This window comes from Rhodococcus sp. NPDC057135 (assembly GCF_042670865.1).
In the GTDB taxonomy this organism is placed as follows: Bacteria; Actinomycetota; Actinomycetes; order Mycobacteriales; family Mycobacteriaceae; genus Rhodococcus_F.
Window position 1 is genome coordinate 91,111 of sequence record NZ_JBHUUU010000001.1, and the last position, 17,308, is coordinate 108,418.

Annotated in this window: 12 protein-coding genes and 2 tRNA genes; 11 read left to right on the forward strand and 3 right to left on the reverse strand. The window is 63.2% G+C overall.

Annotation, left to right across the window (positions count from 1 at the left end; translation table 11 throughout):
- Positions 1 to 69 precede the first annotated feature (69 nt).
- The 8 genes from gyrB to ACFT1A_RS00445 all read left to right on the forward strand — a co-directional run bounded on the left by gyrB (position 70) and on the right by ACFT1A_RS00445 (position 11,041).
- Positions 70 to 2,106: a DNA topoisomerase (ATP-hydrolyzing) subunit B gene (gene gyrB, locus ACFT1A_RS00410; RefSeq protein WP_378445277.1), complete on the forward strand. Its 2,037-nt coding sequence runs from the start codon at positions 70 to 72 to the stop codon at positions 2,104 to 2,106.
- 95 nt (positions 2,107 to 2,201) lie between these two features.
- Positions 2,202 to 4,733: a DNA gyrase subunit A gene (gyrA, locus tag ACFT1A_RS00415; protein ID WP_378445279.1), complete on the forward strand. Its 2,532-nt coding sequence runs from the start codon at positions 2,202 to 2,204 to the stop codon at positions 4,731 to 4,733.
- Positions 4,733 to 6,112, forward strand: coding sequence for a DUF3566 domain-containing protein (locus ACFT1A_RS00420; RefSeq protein ID WP_378445281.1), 1,380 nt, complete (start codon positions 4,733 to 4,735; stop codon positions 6,110 to 6,112). Before gyrA ends, ACFT1A_RS00420 begins: the two co-directional genes overlap by 1 nt.
- Before the next feature lie 75 nt (positions 6,113 to 6,187).
- Positions 6,188 to 6,261: transfer RNA gene (locus ACFT1A_RS00425), tRNA-Ile, on the forward strand.
- A gap of 176 nt (positions 6,262 to 6,437) precedes the next feature.
- Positions 6,438 to 6,510, forward strand: a tRNA-Ala gene (locus ACFT1A_RS00430).
- Between the two features lie 289 nt (positions 6,511 to 6,799).
- Positions 6,800 to 7,909 (forward strand): hypothetical protein, encoded by a 1,110-nt coding sequence (locus ACFT1A_RS00435; RefSeq protein ID WP_378445283.1) that lies wholly within the window; start codon positions 6,800 to 6,802, stop codon positions 7,907 to 7,909.
- A gap of 62 nt (positions 7,910 to 7,971) precedes the next feature.
- Complete coding sequence (locus tag ACFT1A_RS00440) at positions 7,972 to 9,636, forward strand: alpha/beta hydrolase (protein ID WP_378445285.1); 1,665 nt, start codon at positions 7,972 to 7,974, stop codon at positions 9,634 to 9,636.
- 127 nt (positions 9,637 to 9,763) lie between these two features.
- The gene (locus tag ACFT1A_RS00445) at positions 9,764 to 11,041 is read left to right on the forward strand and encodes a lipase family protein (protein WP_378445287.1); all 1,278 of its coding nucleotides are present in this window, start codon (positions 9,764 to 9,766) and stop codon (positions 11,039 to 11,041) included.
- Between the two features lie 57 nt (positions 11,042 to 11,098).
- Here the strand turns inward: ACFT1A_RS00445 and ACFT1A_RS00450 are convergent, their stop codons facing one another.
- Complete coding sequence (locus ACFT1A_RS00450; protein ID WP_283305659.1) at positions 11,099 to 11,551, reverse strand: hypothetical protein; 453 nt, start codon at positions 11,549 to 11,551, stop codon at positions 11,099 to 11,101.
- Positions 11,552 to 11,641: 90 nt separating this feature from the next.
- Between ACFT1A_RS00450 and ACFT1A_RS00455 the strand changes: the two genes are divergently transcribed.
- Entirely contained in the window at positions 11,642 to 12,169 is a 528-nt protein-coding gene (locus ACFT1A_RS00455; RefSeq protein ID WP_283305660.1) for a peptidylprolyl isomerase, read from the forward strand.
- 17 nt (positions 12,170 to 12,186) lie between these two features.
- The gene (locus ACFT1A_RS00460; RefSeq protein WP_065351693.1) at positions 12,187 to 13,131 is read left to right on the forward strand and encodes a rhomboid family intramembrane serine protease; all 945 of its coding nucleotides are present in this window, start codon (positions 12,187 to 12,189) and stop codon (positions 13,129 to 13,131) included.
- 50 nt (positions 13,132 to 13,181) lie between these two features.
- On the opposite strand, the gene ACFT1A_RS00465 is transcribed toward ACFT1A_RS00460, so the two are convergent.
- Positions 13,182 to 13,709, reverse strand: a complete 528-nt coding sequence (locus tag ACFT1A_RS00465) for a lipoprotein LpqH (protein WP_378445291.1) — start codon at positions 13,707 to 13,709, stop codon at positions 13,182 to 13,184.
- Positions 13,710 to 14,014: 305 nt separating this feature from the next.
- Here ACFT1A_RS00465 and ACFT1A_RS00470 point away from each other — a divergent pair, with 305 nt between their 5' ends.
- Positions 14,015 to 15,358: an MFS transporter gene (locus ACFT1A_RS00470; protein ID WP_378445293.1), complete on the forward strand. Its 1,344-nt coding sequence runs from the start codon at positions 14,015 to 14,017 to the stop codon at positions 15,356 to 15,358.
- Here ACFT1A_RS00470 and ACFT1A_RS00475 read toward each other — a convergent pair.
- Positions 15,349 to 17,214, reverse strand: a complete 1,866-nt coding sequence (locus tag ACFT1A_RS00475; RefSeq protein ID WP_378445295.1) for a helix-turn-helix domain-containing protein — start codon at positions 17,212 to 17,214, stop codon at positions 15,349 to 15,351. The genes ACFT1A_RS00470 and ACFT1A_RS00475 overlap by 10 nt on opposite strands.
- Positions 17,215 to 17,308: the final 94 nt, after the last annotated feature.

Here is a 17,308-nt window from a genome sequence, read left to right on the forward strand (position 1 = left end):
CGACGACACCCGCAAGGGCTTGCTGACGGCTGCGCTCGAGTATTGACGGAGAAGGAGAGCTACCCACCCGTGGCTGCCCAGAAGTCAGATACAAGCACTTCCAGCAAGGACTACAACGCGTCGTCCATCACCGTCCTCGAAGGACTCGAGGCGGTACGTAAGCGTCCAGGCATGTACATCGGTTCCACCGGTGAACGCGGCCTGCACCACCTCATTTGGGAGGTCGTCGACAACTCGGTCGACGAGGCGATGGCCGGACACGCCACCAAGGTCGAGGTCACCCTCCTCGAAGACGGCGGAATCCGCGTCATCGACGACGGCCGTGGCATCCCGGTCGGCATGCACGCCTCCGGAGTCCCCACCGTCGAGGTCGTGCTGACCCAGCTGCACGCCGGCGGCAAGTTCGACTCCGACTCCTACGCCGTCTCCGGTGGTCTGCACGGCGTCGGTATCTCGGTGGTCAACGCGCTCTCCACCCGGCTCGACGTCGACATCAAGGTCGACGGCTACCGGTGGCAGCAGACGTACACCGATTCCAAGCCGGGAGAGCTCGTACAGGGCGACCCGACGAAGGAGACCGGCACCACCGTCAGTTTCTGGGCCGATCCCGAGATCTTCGAGACCACCCGCTACAACTTCGAGACCGTTGCGCGTCGTCTGCAGGAAATGGCCTTCCTCAACAAGGGCCTGACCATCACGCTGACCGACGAGCGCGCCGAGGTCATCGACGACGAAGCTGCCGAGGTAGCCGAGGCTCCCAAGTCTGCTGCCGAAGAAGCCGAAGAAGCTGCTCATGCAGCGCCGCGTAAGTCCAAGACCCGCGTCTACCACTACCCCGGTGGACTCGAGGACTACGTCCGGCACATCAACAAGAGCAAGACTCCGATCCACAACTCGGTCGTCGGATTCACCGCCAAGGGCACCGGCCACGAGCTCGAGGTCGCAATGCAGTGGAACTCCGGTTACTCGGAGTCCGTCCACACCTTCGCCAACACCATCAACACCCACGAGGGTGGTACCCACGAAGAGGGCTTCCGCGCCGCACTGACCGCAACGGTCAACAAGTACGCGCTCGAAAAGAAGCTGCTCAAGGACAAGGATCCCAAGCTCACCGGTGACGACATCCGTGAAGGACTCGCGGCCATCATCTCGGTGAAGGTCGGCGAACCCCAGTTCGAGGGTCAGACCAAGACCAAACTCGGCAACACCGAGGTCAAGTCCTTCGTGCAGAAGGCGTGCAACGAGCACCTCGCGCACTGGTTCGAGGCGAACCCTGCCGACGCGAAAACCATTGTGAACAAGGCTGTTTCGTCGGCTCAGGCCCGCGTTGCCGCGCGTAAGGCGCGTGAGCTGGTCCGTCGTAAGAGCGCGACCGACCTCGGCGGCCTGCCCGGCAAGCTCGCCGACTGCCGCTCCAACGATCCGGAGAAGTCCGAGATCTACATCGTGGAGGGCGACTCCGCAGGCGGCTCGGCCAAGTCCGGCCGAGACTCGATGTACCAGGCGATCCTCCCGCTTCGCGGAAAGATCATCAACGTCGAGAAGGCGCGTATCGATCGCGTCCTCAAGAACACCGAAGTCCAGTCGATCATCACCGCGTTCGGCACGGGCATCCACGACGAGTTCGACATCGCCAAGCTGCGCTATCACAAGATCGTGCTCATGGCCGACGCCGACGTCGACGGTCAGCACATCGCAACGCTGCTGCTCACACTGCTGTTCCGCTTCATGCGGCCGCTCGTCGAGCACGGCAAGGTCTACCTCGCGCAGCCTCCGCTGTACAAGCTCAAGTGGCAGAAGGGTGCGCAGCCGGAATTCGCGTACTCCGACCGCGAGCGCGACGCGATGGTCAAGGCCGGCCTCGAGTCCGGCAAGAAGATCAACAAGGACGACGGCATCCAGCGCTACAAAGGCCTCGGCGAGATGAACGCCAAGGAGCTGTGGGAAACCACGATGGACCCGACGGTGCGCGTTCTGCGTCTCGTCACGCTCGACGACGCGGCTGCTGCCGACGAGCTGTTCAGCGTGCTGATGGGCGAAGACGTCGAAGCACGACGCAGCTTCATCACCCGCAATGCCCGGGACGTTCGTTTCCTCGACGTGTAGGGCCTGCGGCCCTGTGAGCGGTTGAGGAGTCCCCGGACTCCTTTTCCGCGCACAAGGCGCCCACGCCCCTTCGTTCTTCTTAAGAAAGTGAGCTCATGACCGACACCACGTTGCCACCGGACGGTCCGCAACACGACCGGATCGAACCGGTCGACATCCAGCAGGAAATGCAGAACAGCTACATCGACTACGCCATGAGCGTCATCGTCGGTCGCGCTCTGCCGGATGTCCGCGACGGACTCAAGCCGGTGCACCGCCGCGTGCTCTACGCGATGTACGACAACGGATATCGCCCCGACCGCGGATACGTGAAGTCTGCCCGACCGGTCGCCGAGACCATGGGTAACTACCACCCCCACGGCGACTCCTCGATCTACGACACGTTGGTCCGTATGGCCCAGCCGTGGTCGCTGCGTTACCCGCTCGTCGACGGTCAGGGAAACTTCGGCTCCCGCGGCAACGACGGCGCAGCCGCCATGCGTTACACCGAGTGCAGGCTCACGCCGCTCGCGATGGAAATGCTGCGCGAAATCGACCACGAGACAGTCGATTTCACCCCGAACTACGACGGCAAGACGCAGGAACCGACGGTTCTGCCCAGCCGTATCCCGAACCTTCTGATCAACGGTTCCAACGGCATCGCCGTCGGTATGGCCACCAATATTCCGCCGCACAACCTGCGTGAAGTTGCCGACGCCATCTACTGGGCGCTCGAGAACTTCGAGGCGGACGAGGAAGCCACCCTCGCGGCCGTCATGGAGCGCATCAAGGGACCCGACTTCCCGACGCACGGTCTCATCGTCGGTGGACAGGGCATCCAGGACGCCTACACCACCGGTCGTGGATCCGTCCGTATGCGCGGCGTCGTCGAGATCGAAGAAGATGCCAAGGGCCGCACCACGATCGTCATCACCGAGCTGCCCTACCAGGTCAACCCGGACAACCTGATCACCTCCATCGCGGAGCAGGTTCGTGACGCCAAGATCGGTGGCATCTCCGACATCCACGACGAGTCCTCGGACCGCGTCGGCATGCGCATCGTCGTCACCGTCAAGCGTGACGCTGTTGCCAAGGTCGTGCTGAACAATCTGTACAAGCACACCCAGCTGCAGACCAGCTTCGGCTGCAACATGCTCTCCATCGTCGACGGAGTGCCGCGCACGCTGCGCCTCGACCAGATGATCCGTCTCTACACGACGCATCAGCTCGAGGTCATCGTTCGTCGTACCAGGTACCTGCTTCGCAAGGCACAAGAGCGCGCCCACATCCTGCGCGGTCTGGTCAAGGCGCTCGACGCTCTGGACGAGGTCATCGCCTTGATCCGTGCGTCGCAGACCGTCGACATAGCTCGCGCCGGATTGATGGAACTCCTCGACGTCGACGAGATCCAGGCCGACGCGATCCTCGGCATGCAGCTGCGTCGTCTCGCCGCCCTCGAGCGTCAGAAGATCGTCGACGAGTTGGCCGAGATCGAACTCGAAATCGCGGACCTCGAAGACATTCTGGCTCGCCCGGAGCGTCAGCGCGCGATCGTTCGTGACGAGCTCAAGGAAATCGTCGACAAGTACGGCGACGACCGTCGTACCCGCATCATCGCCGCTGACGGAGACGTCAACGACGAGGATCTGATCGCCCGCGAAGACGTCGTCGTCACGATCACCGAGACCGGCTACGCCAAGCGCACCAAGACCGACCTCTACCGCTCGCAGAAGCGCGGCGGCAAGGGTGTTCAGGGCGCCGGCCTCAAGCAGGACGACATCGTCTCGCACTTCTTCGTCACCTCGACGCACGACTGGCTGCTGTTCTTCACCACGAAGGGCCGCGTCTACCGCGCCAAGGCTTACGAACTGCCCGAGGCGAGCCGTACCGCTCGCGGTCAGCACGTGGCCAACCTGCTGGCCTTCCAGCCGGACGAGCGCATCCAGTCCGTCATCCAGATCAAGACGTACGAAGACGCGCCCTACCTGGTGCTCGCCACTCGCAACGGTCTGGTCAAGAAGTCCAAGCTCACCGACTTCGACTCCAACCGCAGCGGTGGCATCGTCGCCATCAACCTGCGTGGTGAAGACGAACTGGTCGGCGCTGTTCTCTGCTCCGCCGACGACGACCTGCTTCTCGTCTCGGCACAGGGCCAGTCGATCCGCTTCTCGGCCACCGACGAGGCACTGCGTCCGATGGGCCGCGCAACGTCCGGCGTCCAGGGCATGCGCTTCAACGGTGACGACGAGCTGCTCTCGCTCAACGTCGTTCGTGAAGGCACATTCCTCCTGGTCGCCACCTCGGGCGGTTACTCCAAGCGAACCGGCATGGAGGACTACCCGGTGCAGGGTCGCGGCGGCAAGGGCGTGCTCACGATTCAGTACGACAAGAAACGTGGCACTCTGGTCGGTGCGCTCATCGTCGACGACGACGACGAGCTGTACGCGATCACCTCGGGCGGCGGCGTCATCAGGACGGCGGCCAAGCAGGTTCGTAAGGCAGGACGCCAGACCAAGGGCGTGCGTCTGATGAACCTCGGCGAAGGCGACACACTGCTCGCGATTGCGCGCAACGCCGACGAGCCCGAAGAGCTCGCTGCAGAGACCACCGACAACGCAGACAATGCCGATGGAGCTAAGGAGTCCTAGTGAGCACTCCCAACCAGCCGGGCAGTGACCAGAAGAGCGGAAGCCCTTCAGGTTCGACGCCACCGAAGCCGGAGCAGGCAACTGCTCCGGCGGGGCCGCAGACCTCGAAACCTGCAGCTCCAGCGGACGGCGGACCCAAAGCTTCCGAGGCGGCTCCGGCGCCCAAGGCACCTGAGCCGCCTCGCGGCCCGTCGGCTCAGAAGCCGGCGGGTGGGGCTTCCGACGCTGCGGGTGCGGCCAAGGGTCAGGCTCCTTCCGCTCCTTCTGTGGCTCCGGCTGCGCCGGTAACTCCGGCGAAGGGTGACGGTCAGGCTCCGCCGCAACCGGTTGCCAATCAGGCTCGTGGCAGCCAGGCACCGCCGTGGCAGCGCGGACCCCAGCCGTCAGGTCAGCCGCAGGGGCAGCCAGCTCAAAATCCGGCTGCCCAGAGTCCGGCCGCTCAGAGTCCGGCGTCGAAGGCTCAGGCACCGCAGAATCAGGCTCCGCAAAGTCAGCCGCAGACCAACATCACGCGCCCAGCCGGCGCTGGTGCTCCGGCGGGTCGACCGGCAGGTCCTGCCGGGGGTAAGCCGCCTGCCGGTCCGCAGCGTCCTGCAGCGGCCGGCCCGGCGCAGGGTGGCCCGGCCAAAAACCCCGCGCAGGGTGGTGCGCCGAAGGGACAGCCCCAAGCGGGTCGTCCTGCCGTCGGTGCACAGGCAGGTCGCCCTGCCGGCAACCCTTCGGCGCGTCCCGTCGTGACGGGAACCGCGGCGGCCGCAGCTACCGGTGGCGTCGCCGGCGCGGCAGCAGCCAAGGCTGTTAAACCCTCGGGCGCAAACCCCAAGGCTGCAAATGCCACAGTCGCCAATCCCACGGTCGCAAATCCGAAAGCAAAAGCTGCTGCGATCGACGGGCCCACTCGGCACATCGATCGCAAGGATCTGCCGAAGGACATGCCTGACCTCTCCGAGGCCAAGCATCCGTTGCCTGCTGCGGTGAAGGGTGAGAAAACTCACGCCGTATCGGCTTCGGTCGTCGACGGTGCGCCGCTGCGCGCAACGGTGCAGATCCGTCGTATCGACCCGTGGTCCACGCTCAAGATCACGTCCGTGATCTCGGTGTCGCTGTTCTTCGTGTGGATGGTGGCCGTCGGGCTGCTCTACGTCGTTCTCGACGGAATGGGCGTCTGGGATCGCCTGAACAACGCGTTCACCGACATCGTTGCCGACGGCGGCTCCGACGGTCTGGTGACGGCGGGCCAGGTGTTCGGCTACGCGGCGCTGATCGGTATCGCGAACATGGTGCTTTTCACGGCACTCGTCACGATCGGATCGTTCATCTACAACCTCTGCAGCGACCTGGTTGGCGGCGTAGAGGTAACTCTCGCCGACCGCGACTGACCTGCGAAAACATTGCTCCGCCGGGCCCGTTTTGGTGTCAGCGGCCCGGTGGGGTAATCTTTGGAATCGGTTCAGGGGCCTATAGCTCAGGTGGTTAGAGCGCTTTACTGATAATGAAGAGGTCGGAGGTTCAAGTCCTCCTAGGCCCACTCCCATGTGCCGAAGAAGGGTTGCTGGAATGAAGGTTTTCCTGCTTGTCGGGGCCGGAATTCTGGTAGCTCTCGGGGTCACCAAGCTGATCAAAAGTCAGCGCGGAGACAAGGTTTGGCACGATTTGGAAACAGGATAGAACCTAGGTACTCTGACTCCGGTCAGAAAACCGAACGGGGCCTTAGCTCAGTTGGTAGAGCGCTGCCTTTGCAAGGCAGATGTCAGGAGTTCGAATCTCCTAGGCTCCACAGTACGAAAACACCCTCCCGGGATCCGGGAGGGTGTTTTTGTATGCCGATGTACCCGGCGTCTGCCTTGTCTGCCCCAGTCATGCCCGACTTGCCCGACTTGTGTGCCCCCGTTTTTGAGCGAACGGCACTTTCGGCGCACTGGAGGCGATGAACATGCCGTTCGCTCGGAGTGGGGTGGCCAGAACCGCGCCCACTATGGACCGTTCGTCCCGAATTCTCCGGAAAGTCTAGTGGTCATAACCAGCTGGGCGTACCGTGGGGAGAACCCGATTTCAGGAGGTTCGTAGTGCTTCACAACGACATTCCCAGCCACGGTGAAATTGCCGCACTCGCGGAGGTGGAGGGGCCCACCTGCATCACCATCGTTACTCCGACTGAAGATGCACCGCAGGATTACGACAAAGCGCGCATAGCCTTCAAGGACCAGGTCCGCTCGGCACTCGCGTCGGTGGAGGATCCCGCCGAGCGCAAGCAGTTCGAGGCCGAATACGCAGAGCTCGACGACGACGACGATTTCTGGCGCTTCCAGTCGCGCTCATTGGTCACGTACGCGACGCCGGAGCGTCTGGTGACCTTCCGCCTCCCCAACCGTCTGCAGGCGCTCGAAACGGTCAGCGATCGGTTCCACCTCAAGCCACTGCTCCGTTCGGTGACGTTCCCCCAGACGGCGTTTGTTCTCGCCCTGGCAGAGGGTTCGGTGCGATTGATCGAGATCGCCGCCGATCAGCCCGCCGACGAGGTCCGTGTTCAGGGAATGCCGAAGAACGCTGCGGATCACGCGGGCAAGTCGTCGATCAACAGCCGTACCGAAGCGGGTCGGTTGTCGGGGTCGGACAGCCGAAAGTTGCGCGTCAATCAGTACGCCCGCGCAGTCGATCACGAGGTCCGCGGTGTGCTCGCCGGCCGTGACGTCCCCTTGATCCTGGCCGCTGCCGAACCCATCGCGTCGGTGTATCGCTCCGTGAATTCGTACCGCCACCTGGTCGACAAAACCGTCGAGGGAAACCCGGAAGCCTTGTCGACGCAGGAAGTGGCGGACGGTTCGCGTCCGGCGCTCGACGACTTCCACGCCGAGCAGCTGGCGGCGGTGCGGGACACCTTCAATGTGCGCACGGAACAGGGACGCACTCAGACGGACGTCGCCGACGTGGCAACAGCCGCGACGTACGGACAGGTCGACACCGTTTTCATCGACATCGATTCCGTCGTACCCGGAAGTCTCGATCCCCAGACGGGCGCTCTCACGACCGGTGAGTCGACCAACGGAAGCACCTACGGTGTCGTCGACGAGATCGCTCGTCGTTCACTCTTGACGGGCGCTCGGGTGCTCGCTGTTCGCGCGGAGGACATTCCGGGCGGCGGCGCAGTTGCCGCGATTTTGCGCTTCGCTCCGTAAACAGACTGGACGCGTGTGCGCCTCGTGACCTGATTCGGGCACGGGGCGCATACGATTCCGGCATGAAACGTGTGTGGGAACGGCTGCGCCTCTATTGCAAGACGCTGCACCCGGTCGGGCTTGCCTTTGCTCTGGTCTTCTTCACCTGGTCGATGAGTCCGTCCCTGTTGCCGCGCGCGTGGTACCTCCAGGGCGTTGCGACGGGCATCTCGCTCGCGATGGGATACGGCGTCGGCGTCACGGTTGCCTGGATGATCCGCAAGTGCGGCGTCGAACCGCAATGGTCCGATCGCACCAAGAAGATCGGCTGGCGAATCCTGCTGGTGGCGGCCGTCATTCTGGTTCCGACGTTCTTGGTCCTCGGTTCGTGGTGGCAGCAGATCGTTCGCGATCTCGTGGAAGCTCCACGCACCAATCAGGCGAATTACCTTCTGGTGCTGATGATTTCGCTCGGAATCTGGTTCATCCTGCTCGAGGCTGGTCGTGGTCTTCGGTTCACCACCAACAAGCTCACCGCAGTCGCGCTTCGGTTCGTTCCCCTCGAAGCGGCGAAGGTCGGCAGCTTGATCGTCATCTTCGCTCTCAGCATCTTCATCGTGAACGGTGCGCTGTACAACGGGCTCATTGCATTCGCGAACTGGAGTTTCTCCGGCGCCGATCACGAAACTCCTGACGGCATCGAACAACCATTGATCGCCGAGCGCAGTGGTTCACCGATGTCCGCCGAGGCTTGGGATTCTCTCGGCCAGGAGGGGCGAACCTTCATGGGCAGCGGTCCCACCGCAGCCGAGATCTCTGCGTTGACCGGACGTGAAGCGAAGCAACCGATCCGCGTGTACGCCGGACGGGAATCCTCGGACTCGATCAACGGGGTGGCACAGCGCGTCGTCGACGAGTTGGAGCGCACCGGTGGATTCGACCGCGGAACCCTCGCGGTCGTGACGACCACCGGCCGCGGTTGGGTGAACGAGGACGTCGCGTCGGCGTTCGAGTACGTCGAGGGCGGCGACACGGCGATCGCGTCGATGCAGTACTCGTTCCTTCCGAGCCCGTTGGCCTTCATCGCCGACCGCGAGACGCCGATGATCGCCGGGCGCGCGCTGTTCAACGCGGTGTACGCCAAGTGGATCGACCTGCCTGTGGAGACGCGCCCCGAGTTGGTTGTCTTCGGTGAGAGCCTCGGCTCCTACGGTGGCCAGGCCGCATTTGCCGGCGCTCAGGACATGATGACGCGTGTCGACGGCGCACTGTGGGTCGGAACCCCCAACTTCACTGCTCAGTGGCAGGAAATCACGGACAGTCGTGACTCGGGTTCGAAGGAAATTCTGCCGGTGATCGACGGTGGACGCGCCATTCGGTTTGCCGGTGATCCGGAGGATCTGGAGCTGAAGTCGGATTGGGACGACGACCGCATCGTGTACTGGCAGCACGCCAGCGACCCGATCACGTGGTGGTCCTTCGACCTGCTGCTCAACAAGCCGGATTGGCTCAAGGAACCGTTGGGTCGAGACGTGGATCCGGGAATGACGTGGGTGCCGCTCGTGACGTTCTGGCAGGTCACCCTCGACATGGTGTTCTCGGCTGACGTCCCGTCGGGGCACGGTCACAACTACGGCGAGGATGCGGCAGACATGTGGGCCAAGATCCTGCATCCCGAGGCCTGGACCTCGGCCGATACCGACAAGCTTCGTTCGCTACTGACATCGAATCTGGAGCCCACGAAGTAGTTGTAAAGGGTTGTAATACAGCCTGTTAAGGCAAAAACCTCACGAAAAAGTGTTACGTGAGGTATGTGTTACTCTGCGTTCGCTGTGTGCCAAGCCACAGCGCAGGCGAACGTGGGGAGATCGAAACGTGAAGAGCAGAGCATGGTGGGTGGCCGGGGTCTCCGTCGCAGCACTGGTCATGGGTGCTGTGACGGCCCCTGCCGCAATGGCTGAGCCGGCGGATTTCTACACACCGCCGTCCGAGCTTCCGGCAGGTGCCAACGGAGATCTCATCAAGAGCGAGCCGTCACCACTGCTGCTGAGCGTGCCCGGATCGAACGGTGCATGGCCGGCGATTGCCACCAAGATCATGTACCGAAGCGAGGACGCCAAAGGCGCCCCCGTTGCCGTGACGGGCACCTATCTCGAACCGTCGAATCCGTGGACCGGGCAGGGGGCGCGTCCACTGGTTGCCGCAGCGGTGGGAACGCATGGACAGGGCGATCAGTGCGCACCGTCCAAGCTGTTCAACACCGGTATCGAGTATCAGTTCCCGACGGACGTCATGGTCGGCTACGAGTCCATCTGGGTGAACACGTTGCTGCTCAACGGCATTGCCGTCGTTGTCACCGACTACGAGGGTCTCGGAACTCCGGGCGATCACACCTACGTCAACCGTGAAGCCGAAGCGCATGCCGTTCTGGACTCGGTGCGCGCCGCTCAGCAACTCCCGAACACGAGCATTCCCGCCGACGGCCCCGTCGGACTGTGGGGTTACTCGCAAGGTGGTGGAGCTGCCGCTGCCGCAACGGAATTGAAGCCGTCGTACGCTCCCGAACTTGATCTCAAGGGCACGTACGCAGGCGCACCGCCCGCTGATCTGGCGGCGACGCTGCAGCAGGTCGACGGCACGTTCCTCACCGGAGTGATCGGCTACGCGCTCAACGGAATCGTCGCGCAGTACCCCGAGGTCCAGCCGTTGCTCGACGCCGAGATCAACGATCGTGGCCGACAGATGTTGGCCGCCACGAAGAACCAGTGCGTCGCGGAAAGTGGTCTGCAGTTCGGCTTCCAGCAGTCGTCGAGCTTCACCAATTCCGGTGAATCGCTCTCCGCAGTTCTGGCCCGCCTACCCATGGCGCAGGCGATCCTCGACGAACAGAAGATCGGCAAGCTGACGCCGGAGTCGCCCGTGCTGATCCAGCACGGCCGCTCCGATGACATCGTTCCGTTCGGTCAGGGACAGCAACTGGCGCAAGACTGGTGCGGCAAGGGCGCGACGGTGCAGTTCTCCGTCAACGAACTGCCCCCGATCATTCCGGGACTGGCAATCAATCACGCGACGCCGTATCTGGTGGGTACCCCCGAATCCGTCGGGTACATGATCGATCGCTTCAACAACGTCCCGGCGCCGTCCAACTGCTGACGGCCAGGCATCGAAAAGCCCCGGAACACAGTGTGTTCCGGGGCTCTTGTATGTCGACTACGCGGTCTTCTCGGCCGAGTTCTCCTCGAGGCGCGGGGGTGCGGAAGCGACCGGCGGATGTTCGCGTCGGCGGCTCTTGAAGAACACCGCGCCACCGATCACCGCAACACCGGCGATGACGAACACGGTGACGCGCTTGCGGCCGCGAGGCTTCTCGGCGCGTTCCGCGGACTTTGCCGGGATAGCCTTGGCGCGCTCGACGCCCTTCTTGGCGAGGACTTTGCCCTGACGGCCAAGGAACAACCCGACCTGTCCGGCGCCGCGAGCGACCGACGTCGCGACCACCGCGGCGATACGGCGCGCGTTGTCGGCTGCCTCGGACTCCTTGATACGAGCCGCTGTCTCTTCGAGGTAGGCGGCGGTCTCGTCGAAGGTGTCCTCGACGCGGGCGCGCGCGTGATCGAAGGTGTCGGGCAACTGCGTGCTGAGGGACTCGGTCACTCGTGTCATGACTTCACTGTGCCATAACAGTGGGGCGAGGACAGGGAGAGTTTTACGGGGCGACATCCGCGAGAACGTCGGCAATGGCACGATGGTGGTGTGACTTCAACTCATCAGACCGCAACCGCAACGCTGCACACGAACCGCGGCGACATCAAGATCGCTCTGTTCGGCAACCATGCGCCGAAGACCGTCGAGAACTTCGTCGGCCTCGCCGACGGCTCGAAGGAGTACACCACCGCAAACGCCGCCGGTACCAAGACCGGCCCGTTCTACGACGGTGCCATCTTCCACCGCGTCATCGACGGCTTCATGATCCAGGGTGGCGACCCCACCGGCACCGGCACCGGCGGCCCGGGCTACAAGTTCGGTGACGAGTTCCACCCGGAACTGCAGTTCGACCGCTCCTACCTGCTGGCCATGGCCAACGCAGGCCCGGGAACCAACGGCTCGCAGTTCTTCATCACCACCGGCCCGACGCCGCACCTGAACCGTCGCCACACCATCTTCGGTGAGGTTCTCGACGACGATTCCAAGAAGGTTGTCGACGCCATCTCCTCCACCTCGGTCGATCGTGGCGATCGTCCGGTCGAGCCCGTCGTGATCAACAGCATCACCATCTCCTGAACAGGTAAAACAAGCAGATGACGAACCCCGGTTGGGGCGGCGGTGCGAGTGAGGGCATCCCGCCCCAACCGCGGTGCGTCCGCCATCCAGATCGACCTACCGCACTTTCCTGTAATCGTTGTGGACGTCCGGCGTGCCCGGACTGTCTCCGCGAGGCGGCGGTGGGATACCAATGTGTTGACTGTGTAGCTGCCGGTCAGCGTGATGTCCGTCCCGTTCGGGGCGTCGCCGGAAACACCGTGAGCCCCACCCGTGCGGTCCCGGTCGTGACGTACACCTTGATGGGGCTCAACGTCCTGGCGTTCCTCGCGACCTTCGCGCAGTCGCGAAGCATCATGAACAACCAGGTCGGATCGTCGATCTTCGCGAACTGGGCACTCAATCCCGGTCTGGTTGCCAGCGGTGACTGGTTCCGGCTCATCGGCTCCGGGTTCCTGCACTTCGGAATCCTGCACCTCGCGGTCAACATGTACGCCCTCTACATTCTGGGGCGCGACACCGAAATCGTGATGGGCCGCTCGCGGTACATCGGCATCTACCTGGTTTCGCTTCTCGGCGGTTCAGCCTCGGTGATGGCGTTTCAGCCGGTGTTCTCTTCGCTCACGGCCCTGTCCTGGACTGCCGGAGCGTCGGGCGCGATCTTCGGCATCATGGGGGCTCAGGCCGTCCTTCTGCTGCGTTTGCGTCGAAGCCCGGTCCCGATCATCTCGGTGATCGCGATCAATGTGATCATCAGCATTTCGCTGCCCGGGATCTCGTTCTGGGGCCACGCGGGAGGTCTGGTGGCAGGTGCCGCAACAGCCGCTGCCTTCCTGTACGCCCCGCAGTGGTTGGGTGCCGGTGAGAACCGCGTGAAGGCCGTACGTATCGGCTGGATCGCTTTTGGCGCCGTCACCGTGGTGACGTTGGGAGTCATAGTGCTGCGCGTCGTCCAACTGCGCGAACAGTTGGGGATCAGTTAGCGAGAATCGTGCACCTGACTAGAGGTGCACGATTCCTCTGCTTCTACAGCTCAGCCGCCGATGACGGACTTGCAGGCGAAGGTGATCTCGAAGCTGGAAGTCGCGGTCGGGTTGCTCCTGTCCCGGGCGCCGATTCCCTCGCCCGTCACCACGAAGGTATTGCCGTCCTGCTTGGCACTGGCAGACCCACCGGGCAGGCCCGGTGCAAATCCGGCGGTGTACGGCAGACCGTTCGATCCACCCTCGCTTCCGGCGATTCCAGCAGTCTGAACCGCGCCGGATTCATCGACGATGGCAGAGACGGTCAACCTGCCGTAGGTGGCATTTTCCGCGTCGAGCAGTGTCATAACTGTCGTGTCGCCGTCCTTTGCACATTTCGTCTCGAACGTGGCGTCAAGCGCCTTCCCGCCGACGGTGACCGAGGACGTAGCGGAGGAAGCGCCGGCAGCGGTTTTGTCCGAGCCAGTCTTGTCGGAGTCGCTGCCGCAGGCGGAGGCGAATAGAGCGACCGCCGCGATGGTGGCAGCGAAAGCGGTGGAGGACCGGCGGGTCATCGTGGTCCGAACCATCTTCGTCATGTTCTGTCCTTCAAGTCACGCGGTGCGTCCGCACTTGTTCTGGCTATTTCGGCGACAACACTAACCACTGACTCGGTGCTCGTAGCTCTAAACCCCCAGCTCAGACGGGTTTGTCGTCTTCGACTGTTTCAGGGGCGTTCGTCAGGCTGCTGCTGGTCGTCCTCCGGATCGTTGGGAGTAAACGCACATGCGAGGACGGCTTCTGTAGAGATTGTCCACATAGGTTGAGCTCGGTGGTCCTTCTACTGTGGCTTGAGTCACTTCGTAGATAGCACCGCTGACCTTTTCCGAGGAGTACCCCTGCCATGACCTCCACCGATAGCACCACCACTGACGGTGGGGTTGCGCCGAGCGAGATCGAATCTCGCGTGGTGAAGAAGGTAGCGCGACGGCTGATCCCCTTCCTGATCCTGCTCTATTTCGTGAACTATCTGGATCGTACGAACATCGCTTTTGCGAAGCTCACCATGAGCGCCGACCTCGGGATGACCGAGACGATGTTCGGGCTCGCCTCCGGACTCTTCTTTGTCGGCTACCTGCTGTTCGAGGTGCCGAGCAACCTGGCCCTGCACCGCTTCGGCGCCCGGCTGTGGATCGCACGCATCATGCTCACCTGGGGCATCCTCGCCGCTGCGCTCGCATTCGTGCCGAATGTCGGCAGCCTCTACTTCCTGCGCATCCTGCTTGGCATCGCCGAGGCCGGCTTCTTCCCCGGAGTTCTTCTCTACCTGACCTTCTGGTTCCCGAAGAAGTACCGCGTACGCCTGATGGGCCTGTTCCTGCTGACGCTTCCGCTCTCGTCGGCGCTCGGCGCCCCACTCTCGGCCGCCATCATCCAGTACGGCGACGGTCTGTTCGGCCTGGCCGGATGGCGCGTGATGTACCTGATCGAGGGTCTGCCCGCCGTGATCTTGGCGTTTGTCGTCTGGTTCTACCTCACCGACCGTCCCGCCGACGCCAAGTGGTTGACCCTCGAGGAACGAACCTGGCTGATGAAGTCGATGGCGGACGAGGAAAAAGAACTCGGCGACGCCGGTCATCAGTCGGCCGGTAAGACCTTGCGCGATCCCCGTGTCATCGGTTTCGGTCTGGTCTACTTCGGAATCACCTACGGCCTCTACGCTTTGAGCTTCTTCCTGCCCAGCATCGTCGCAGGATTCAAGCAGACGTTCAACACCGATTTCTCGCTCGTCGAGACCGGGCTGATCGTGGCGGTCCCCTACGCGATCGGCGCCGTCGCGATGGTGCTGTGGAGCCGCCATTCCGACAAGACCGGTGAACGAATGTGGCACGTCGCAGCGCCGACGCTCTTGGGTGCGGTGTCCATTCCGATTGCGCTGTACCTGGATTCACCCTTCACTGTCATGATTGCGGTCTCGCTCACCGCCGTCGGCGTGCTGTGTGCGCTCCCCGTCTTCTGGTACCTGCCCACCACGTTCCTGACGGGCGCCAGTGCGGCCGCCGGTATCGCGATGATCAACTCGATCGGCAACGCGTCGGGCTTCGGCGCTCCGTACATCACCGGCTGGCTCACCGATGTGACCGGAAATGTCAAGGCAGGCCTGTGGGTGGTGGGCGCCGTGATGCTCTGTGCCGCAATACTTGTTGTGGCGCTGGCAAAGCGATCGAGTAAGCCCGCTCAGATCTGACCGAGCTTCCCCGCACTGGCACGCAGCCGGATCAGGAGCGCGAGATCGAGCGCCTGATCCGGCTGACGCCACTGTGTACCGATCAACCTGTCGATCGACTCGAGGCGTTGGTACAGAGTGTTGGCGTGAATCGCGAGCGCGGCGGCGGTCGCGGAGTGCTTGCAATTGTGGGAGAGGTAGGACGCCAGGGTGTCCAGAAGTGGAACGCCGCGTCGCTGCTCCTCCTCGAGGAGGGGGCCGAGAGCACGCTGCGTCAGTGCTTCCAGTTCGTCGCGGCCGGTGCGACTGAGGAGAATTCGGTAGATGCCGAGTGAACTTGCCGGTTCGACATGTGAGGCCCGTCCGAGCGTCTCGAGGACGTCGACGGTGTGCTGCGCCTCGACATAGGCCCGAGCCAGTCCTTCTGCTCCAACGGCCGGATCGGCAATTCCGACGGTCGGGTTCTCCGCCGGCTGCACCCACGCTGCCGCAACTTCTGTTGGTGACATTCCGGGAATCAGGGCAATTACCCGTGAACCATGCTCGGCAACAACGGTTCCCGAAGGGAATGCAATTTCCTCGATGCTACGACGCGTCCGGTCGACGGCATCGGCCGGGCGGGCCACCACGACGGTGTACGAACGGTCGGGGTTGAGCCCGGCCAGGCGGAACTGCCCGGTGACTTCGGCCGGCGTCGGCGCAGGCCTGGTAATCAGATCGACCAGAAATGCGTCGCGTGCTCGGCGGGTGGCCTCCCGGGCTGCCCGTTCGCCGACCAGTGCCAGTGCAATGGCAGGAGCAGACCTTTCGAGTGCCAACCTCATGGCGGCGGTGGGTTCCTGGCGTGCGAGCAGGAACAGAATTCCGAGTTGGTCACCGGCACTGCGTACTTCGGTGGCGAACAGGAACTGCTCACCGACGACGAGCGTCACTTCCTGCTCGCGTCGGTCTGCGGAAAGTATGTCGAAGACCCGATGCACGCTCTCGCTCACCCGTTGCAACCCTGGCGGGATCTCGGATGTTCCGGTCACGAAGAACACTGGTGAACCCGTCGACGCCGAGGTTTCCTCCACGAGTTCACGGACTCCACCGCCGCGCAGGACAACCTGAGTGAGCGAGCGATCCCAGGTCAGGGTCTGTTCGAGAAGTGCTGTGCGCTCGGCAAGTTCGGTGTTCGCGGCGTTCACTTCCGCAACCGTCGCGCGATAGCGTTCGAGAGAACGGGCATTCTCGATGGCCACCGAGGCATGGGCTGCGAGTGCGGACAGCAACGCAACTTCTTCATTGCCGAATCGACGCTCCTGACGCTTACAGGCGCACAGCGCACCCAGGATCTTGCCGTTCAATGTCAGTGGCACGGCCAGCAGGCCGCGCATGTTCTCGGCTCGCGCTGCGTCGTCGGCGGGCCCGATGTGTGCAAACGAGGGATCGTTACGGTAGTCGGAAGACCAAGCGGGAGAAGAGTTCTCGACTACGCGACCAATCAGACCTTCGCGGAAGGGAACCGTGAGGCCGAGTAGCTGGGACGTGTACGCCCCACTCGTGACCTCGATGATCAAGATGTCGTCGTGAATCAGAGCAAGGTACGAAAGGTCTACGCCGAGTAGTCGTTTGGCCTGGTCCACGATCTCTTGCAGGAGGGCATGATGATCGTGCATCGTGGTGAGCAGAGACGCGATGTCGTTGAGCGCCCCCAGTTCGGTGGCGCGCTGTCGGCGCTGAGCCAGGAGACTTCGTAGCTGAAGTGCCGATCGGGCTTCTCGCTCGATCTCGGCGGCGGCCTCGGGGCCTGAGCCTGCGGCCAGTTGATCGCGATGCTCGATCAGTTCCTCGGTGGATGCCTCGGCCAGGAGAAGCTGTAGCCAGTTCTCGTGCATCCGCACTCCCTTGTCAGGCCAACTTGTCAGGCCAACTTGTCAGGCCAACGATGAGTATGGAGAGAATGTCCATACGGTTTCCGGTTTCTCGGAG